The sequence below is a fragment of the Rhizobium sp. RHZ01 genome (genome assembly GCF_014851595.1).
Classification (GTDB): Bacteria; Pseudomonadota; Alphaproteobacteria; order Rhizobiales; family Rhizobiaceae; genus Rhizobium; species Rhizobium altiplani.
On the sequence record NZ_JACUZZ010000032.1, the window covers coordinates 65821 to 73155 of the forward strand.

Genomic DNA, 7335 nt, shown 5'->3' on the forward strand with positions numbered 1-7335 from the left:
GCCTCCCTCACCGATGCAGCCACATGCGCAAAGCAGACAGCAATTGCTCGGTATTGACCGGCTTTGCCAGGTAGTCGGAGGCGCCGGCCTCCAGACATTTTTCACGGTCGCCCTTCATCGCCTTTGCGGTCAGCGCCAGGATCGGCAGCCTCTGGAAGCCCGGCCTGGCACGTATCGCCATCATTGTTTCGTAACCGTCCATGCCAGGCATCATGATGTCCATCAAAACGATGGCAACCAACGCTTCCCTTTCCAGAATCTCGATCGCCTCGCTTCCGGTGGTTGCCGTCAGAACCTTCATGCCTCGGCGCTCGAGAACACTGCTGAGAGCAAAGATGTTCCGCGCGTCGTCATCAACAAGCAGCACCGTCTCGCCAACCAGACTTTCGTCTGAACTATGGAGCTGCTGGAGCATCCTCTGCTTTTCGGTCGGTAAGTCAGCAACGACGCGGTGCAGGAAGAGCGCCGTTTCGTCCAACAGCCGTTCGGGCGATTCAACGCCCTTGACGACGACGCTGCGCGCCATGCTGTGCAAACGGCTGTCGTCGTCGGGAGACAGTTCCCGACCGGTGAAGACAACCACGGGAACTTCGGCGATATCGCCATCAGCGTGCATCTTCTCGAGGACGTCAAAGCCGGACATGTCGGGCAGGGTGAGATCGAGAACGACACAATCGGCCGGATCACGCTTCAGGGAAGCCAGGGCGTCGCCACCTGACCCGACGCTTTCAATCTCGATATCGTCATGGCCGAGGAGCGCTGCTACGCTTGCGCGCTCGGCCTCGTTGTCGTCGACGACGAGCAGTCGCCGACGCCGTGACTGCGCATAGGTTTTCAGCCGCGACAGGGCCTCGCCAAGCCCCTCCGACGTGGCCGGCTTTTTGAGGAATGCAAAGGCACCCCGTGTCAACCCATGCTGCCTGTCGTCGTCGAGACTGACAATCTGAACGGGGATGTGCCGCGTTTGGACGTTCTGCTTAAGCTGGCTGAGAACACTCCAGCCGAGCATGTCAGGCAGGAAAATGTCGAGCGACATTGCCGTCGGCTGATATTCCTGCGCCAAAGCCAGCGCTTCACTGCCGCGTTGGGCGACGATAACCTTGAAGCCACGATCGTGGGCAAGATCCATCAGGATACGCGAGTAATGGGGATCGTCTTCGACCACGAGAAGTACCAAATCGGTGGCCGCGACTTCTTCACGATCATCCAGCAAGCGTTCAGCCGGTTTGTCGCCCCGTCTAACGGCCGCGACCTCGGCAAGCTGTACGACATTGGTCCCTTCGGCCACTACCCTTGCCGTCGTTGAACCGGCATAGGTGAGCGGCAGGAAAAGCGTGAATGCACTGCCTGCTCCCGGATTGCTGCGAAGCTGAATTTCTCCGCCAAGCAAATTTGCGAGCTCACGGCTGATGGCAAGTCCAAGGCCCGTGCCACCGTACTTACGGCTCGTCGACGCATCGGCCTGCTGGAATGCCTCAAAGATGATGCGCTGCTTTTCGAGTGCAATGCCAATGCCGGTATCCGTCACCTCAAACGCGATCACCGATGCCGCGGCTTTCAGGGATGGGTGGTCTGGCGACCAGCCATTTTCGACCATGGCGACCTTCAGTGTCACCCCACCCTCGGCAGTGAATTTGAACGCGTTCGACAAGAGGTTCTTCAGAATCTGCTGCAGCCGCTTAGCGTCTGTCATGATGCTGTCGGAAACGTTTGCCGCAATCTCCACGGCGAAAGAAAGTCCTCGATTGTCGGCTTCGTGCCCGAAGGGTCGCGCCATGGCTTCCAGAAGGCTGCTGATCCTTATCTCTTCCGCATCGACCGATACTGTTCCCGACTCGATCTTGGACAGATCGAGAATATCGCTGATCAGGTTCAAAAGATCGGTACCGGCAGCATGGATCGTTTTTGCAAATTCGACCTGTTTGCCCGAAAGGTTGCCTTCCGGATTGTCACCGAGCTGCTGGCCGAGGATCAGGATGGAGTTGAGAGGTGTCCGCAACTCATGCGACATGTTGGCGAGAAACTCGGACTTGTATTTCGATGTCAGGGCAAGCTCCGTGGCCTTTTCTTCAAGCGCCCGGCGCGCCTGCTCGATCTCCTGGTTCTTGCCTTCTACCTCGACGTTTCGCTCCTCGAGTTGCTGTGCCTTTTGTTCGAGCTGCTCGTTTGTCTGCTGCAATTCGCGTTGCTGGGTCTGAAGTTCTCCCGCCAGCTGCTGCGATTGCTTGAGCAAGCCCTCCGTCTGCATCGTCGCCTCAATGGAGTTGAGCACAATACCGATCGAGGTCGTCAATTGATCCAGGAACGACAGTTGCAGCTCGCTGAAGGTCCCGGCAGAGGCCAGTTCAATGACGGCTTTGACCTGACCCTCGAAATGAACCGGAAGGACCACGGCGCTGCGTGGCAATGTTGAAAATACACCCGAACTGATCGGAACGACGTTGCTTGGCAAATCGGTGATGACGATTGCCCTTGCATCACTGGCGCATTGCCCGACAAGGCCCTGCCCCAATTCGAGCCGCTTCGGGTGTTCTGTCTCCAGGCCCTGCGCATAAACGGAAAGAAGCGACAAGACCGGACGATCCGTCTCTGCGTCGACCTGATAGATGACCCCCTGATGCGCCCCGACCAGCGGCGCCAACTCCGAAAGCAGCATTTTTCCAACCACGGTCAGGTCGCGCTGACCCTGCAGCATGTTGGTGAAGCGTGCAAGGTTCGTCTTCAGCCAATCCTGCTCGGTATTGCGCTCGGTGGTGAGACGCAGGTTGTCGATCATCGTGTTGATATTGTCCTTGAGTTCGGCGACCTCGCCTCGCGCGTCGACCTTGATCGAACGCGTCAAATCACCCTTTGTCACGGCCGTGGCCACTTCTGCGATGGCGCGCACCTGTGTTGTCAGGTTGGCGGCAAGGAGATTGACGTTGCCCGTCAGATCCTTCCATGTGCCAGCAGCGCCTGGTACATTCGCCTGGCCGCCAAGGCGGCCCTCGACGCCGACTTCGCGGGCAACGCTCGTCACCTGATCGGCAAAGGTCGCAAGGGTGTTCGTCATATTGTTGATCGTTTCTGCCAGCGCAGCGACCTCGCCTTTTGAAGCCACGGTCAAATTCTGCTTGAGGTCACCGTTTGCCACAGCTGTCACGACCTTGACGATGCCGCGGACCTGTTCGGTGAGATTGGCCCCCATGACGTTGACGGTATCGGTAAGGTCCTTCCAGGTGCCGGCGACACCAGGCACCTGCGCCTGGCCGCCGAGCTTGCCTTCGGTCCCGACCTCGCGCGCCACACGCGTCACCTCGCCGGCAAACGCATTCAGCTGGTCCACCATGGTGTTGATGGTGTTCTTGAGTTCGAGGATTTCGCCCTTCACATCGACAGTGATCTTGCGAGACAGGTCCCCGCGGGCGACAGCAGTCGTCACTTCGGCGATGTTGCGGACCTGGGTGGTCAGGTTGGCTGCCAGAAGGTTGACGTTGTCGGTAAGGTCCTTCCAGGTTCCAGCAACACCTGGCACCACGGCCTGGCCGCCAAGACGGCCATCCGTTCCCACCTCGCGGGCCACGCGCGTAACTTCGCCGGCAAAGGAGCGCAGCTGATCTACCATAGTGTTGAGCGTATCCTTGAGGAGCAGGATCTCGCCGCGAACATCGACCGTAATCTTACGCGACAGATCACCGTTGGCGATCGCCGTTGCAACTTCGGCAATGTTGCGAACCTGGGCGGTCAAATTCCCGGCCATGGAGTTGACGCTGTCGGTAAGGTCCTTCCAGGTGCCGGCGACACCCGCGACCTGGGCCTGTCCGCCGAGCTTGCCCTCGGTTCCGACTTCACGCGCGACACGCGTCACCTCTCCGGCGAAGGCGTTCAACTGGTCCACCATCGTGTTGATGGTGTTCTTGAGCTCCAGGATCTCACCCTTGACGTCGACGGTGATCTTGCGAGACAGGTCGCCTCTTGCGACCGCGGTTGTGACTTCGGCGATATTGCGCACCTGACCGGTCAGATTCGACGCCATGAAGTTGACGTTCTCAGTCAGATCTTTCCAGGTGCCGGCGACACCTGGAACCTGGGCCTGTCCGCCGAGTTTTCCCTCTGTTCCCACTTCACGGGCGACACGCGTGACCTCCGAGGCGAAACGGTTCAGCTGATCGACCATTGTGTTGAGGGTTTCCTTTAGTTCAAGGATTTCCCCGGACACGGAAACGGTAATCTTCTTCGACAGATCGCCATTGGCGATCGCTGTCGAGACCTCGGCGATATTGCGCACCTGCGCCGTCAGGTTGCCAGCCATGGAATTCACACTGTCAGTCAGGTCTTTCCAGGTACCGGCAACGCCAAGCACATTTGCCTGGCCACCGAGCCTTCCTTCCGTTCCGACCTCGCGCGCAACACGAGTGACTTCGCCGGCGAACCCGTTCAGCTGATCTACCATGGTATTCAAGGTTTCCTTCAGCTCGAGAATCTCGCCGGAAACCGGAACGGTGATTTTCTTCGACAGGTCGCCCTGGGCAACGGCGGTCGCCACCTCAGCGATATTGCGCACCTGGCCCGTGAGGTTCGATGCCATGGAGTTGACCGAATCTGTCAGATCCTTCCAGGTTCCTGCGACGTCGCGGACATTGGCCTGGCCCCCGAGCCGGCCTTCGGTACCAACCTCTCTTGCAACGCGGGTTACTTCTGAGGCAAACGCGTTAAGCTGGTCGACCATCGTGTTGATCGTTTCCTTAAGTTCGAGAATCTCGCCCTTGACGTCGACGGTGATCTTTTTGGACAGATCGCCATTGGCGATCGCAGTTGAAACCTCGGCGATGTTTCGGACCTGGGCGGTGAGATTTCCGGCCATCGAGTTGACGTTTTCGGTCAGATCCTTCCAGGTGCCAGCTGCACCGCGGACATTGGCCTGTCCGCCAAGGCGCCCTTCGGTTCCGACCTCACGCGCAACACGGGTTACTTCGGAGGCGAATGCGTTAAGCTGGTCGACCATCGTGTTGATGGTTTCCTTGAGTTCGAGAATTTCGCCCGAAACGGTGACCGTGATCTTTTTCGACAGGTCGCCGCTTGCGATCGCCGTCGAGACCTCGGCGATGTTTCGGACCTGAGCAGTCAGATTCGAGGCCATGGAATTGACGTTGTCGGTCAGATCCTTCCAGGTCCCGGCGACACCATGCACCTGCGCCTGGCCGCCAAGACGGCCCTCGGTTCCCACTTCACGCGCGACGCGCGTGACTTCTCCGGCAAATCCGTTCAGCTGATCCACCATGGTGTTGATGGTTTCCTTCAGCTCCAGGATCTCGCCCGAAACGTCAACGGTGATCTTGCGCGAAAGATCTCCACGCGCCACAGCTGTGGTCACCTGGGCGATATTTCTGACCTGCGCAGTCAGGTTGCCGCACATTGCATTGACGCTGTCGGTCAGGTCCTTCCAGGTCCCGGCGACGCCCGGCACCAGGGCCTGCCCACCAAGCTTTCCTTCGGTGCCGACCTCACGTGCGACACGGGTCACCTCGGAGGCAAAGGAACGCAACTGATCGACCATGGTATTGATCGCTTCCTTCAGCTGCAGAATTTCGCCCCTGACGTCCACTGTGATCTTCTTTGAGAGATCGCCATTGGCGACAGCGATTGTGACATCGGCAATGTTGCGCACCTGGGCCGTCAGGTTCGATGCCATGGAGTTGACGCTCTCGGTCAGATCCTTCCAGACGCCGGTTACCTCCGGCACTTGCGCCTGCCCGCCCAGCTTTCCATCAGTACCGACCTCGCGCGCCACGCGCGTGACCTCGGAGGTAAAGAGGCTCAACTGCTTGATCATGGTATTGACGATGTCGGCCGATCGAAGGAACTCGCCCTTGAGTGGACGGCCCTCGACATCGAGCGGAACAGTCTGCAACAGGTCGCCCTTGGCGATGGCCGTTATAGTGTGGGTGACAGCAGTGGTTGGCCACAAAAGATCATCAATGAGGTGATTGATGGATCCTTCCATTGCCGCCCACGAGCCATCCGACAATCCAAGGCGCACGCGTGTGTTCGTCCTGCCTTCCCACCCGACAACCTCGCCGACGTGATCCAACTGTTGAGCCAGGCGTTGATTTGCCGCGATGATGTCATTGAGGGCATCAGCGATCTTGCCGGTCTTACCAGTCAGATCCGAGCGCATGCGAACGGAAAAGTCACCTCTTCGCGCTGAGAGAAGGACATCGAGCAGCGCAGCGGAATCCTCCGCCGCCAAGGGCGCATCGTCCGCAAGGACATTATGGATTACAGGATCGATCGCGCGCTTATGTTCACCTGAACTGGTCACCACACAGCCTCCCTCAAACCAGCGCTTAACTAGCGCGGCGGAAAGGAAATTCTATGTGCGCTATCAAACCGATAGACTGCATCGGCGCCAAGGAGGCGTATTTCTTGACCTGATGCCGTTGAGCGTACGCTATGGTACAAAGATTTCGGGGTGGGATTGATCAGGAAGCGGCCTTTTGCTGCTTCCAATTGCGATAGGGAAGCAGAAGCATCCCCGGATACCGCTTCTCGATTTCGCTTTCCGTCAGCGCAATTCTCGGCAGGACATCATCGAGATCCGGTTGCTGAGGGTTCTCGTTTGCCTTTTCGAGCAGTTCCATGACAGCAAACAGTTCATCGTCGATCATCGCCCCAAAGCGACGGGCAAGGTCATCGACAGGCGCGGCAAGGATTTTCTCTGACATAGTCGTCCACTCTCGTGATCCGGATCATACGCGCGGCAATACCGCGCGCGTTTCTAGCTGGAGCCGAGCGCGGCCCAAGAAACGATACAAATGTAGAGAAAGAAGAACATGAGCCCCACCCCACGATCAGAATGATCGCAAGCCGGCCAGCTCTTCGCTTGGTCTTTCTTTCGCCTGGCGAATTGGCGGTCGCCTCGATCGGATCTCTTGAACGTTCATCATCAGCTCTTGGCGGAAACGCCTGGTTCGGGCCTAACCCGTGCGGCGGTCCAAAGTTCCGCGGAACTCGGGGTTGCGCCCGGATCGGCGCCATTTTCCTGGCGGCGCCCCGATGCTGGACCCGGGAACAATAGCCACCGGCTGCGGTTTATCAGTCCACGACGTGATGTAAGGCATGGGCAATCGCGCAAGGACGATCAGGCGGAGGCCAGGCCCGTCCATGATCGCGGTTGCCCACCGCCCGCAACTTCGGAGGTTGGCATGATCTCAGGTGAGCAAGTAGGGGCAGCCATCGGCCTTGCCCTGATCGAGAACGGCTGGCGGGTATTGTACACCCGCACCACCGACCTCGTGCAGAAGCTGCAGGTCGCACGGCGGGAGCTTCAGCTCGAAGCCGCTATCACCAAGCTCG

The 7335-nt window shown here is 58.7% G+C and carries 2 protein-coding genes; both read right to left on the reverse strand.

From position 1 onward, the window contains the following. Positions 1 to 7: 7 nt before the first annotated feature. Positions 8 to 6259, reverse strand: coding sequence for a HAMP domain-containing protein (locus IB248_RS26345; RefSeq protein WP_192241897.1), 6252 nt, complete (start codon positions 6257 to 6259; stop codon positions 8 to 10). A 202-nt stretch (positions 6260 to 6461) separates the two neighbouring features. Beyond that, positions 6462 to 6704, reverse strand: coding sequence for a hypothetical protein (locus IB248_RS26350; protein ID WP_192241895.1), 243 nt, complete (start codon positions 6702 to 6704; stop codon positions 6462 to 6464). Between the last annotated feature and the right edge of the window lie 631 nt (positions 6705 to 7335).

Bases quoted from the DNA above. Each gene is read 5' to 3' on its own strand.
- IB248_RS26350 (WP_192241895.1), bottom strand. From the start codon at position 6,704: ATGTCAGAGAAAATCCTTGCCGCGCCTGTCGATGACCTTGCCCGTCGC.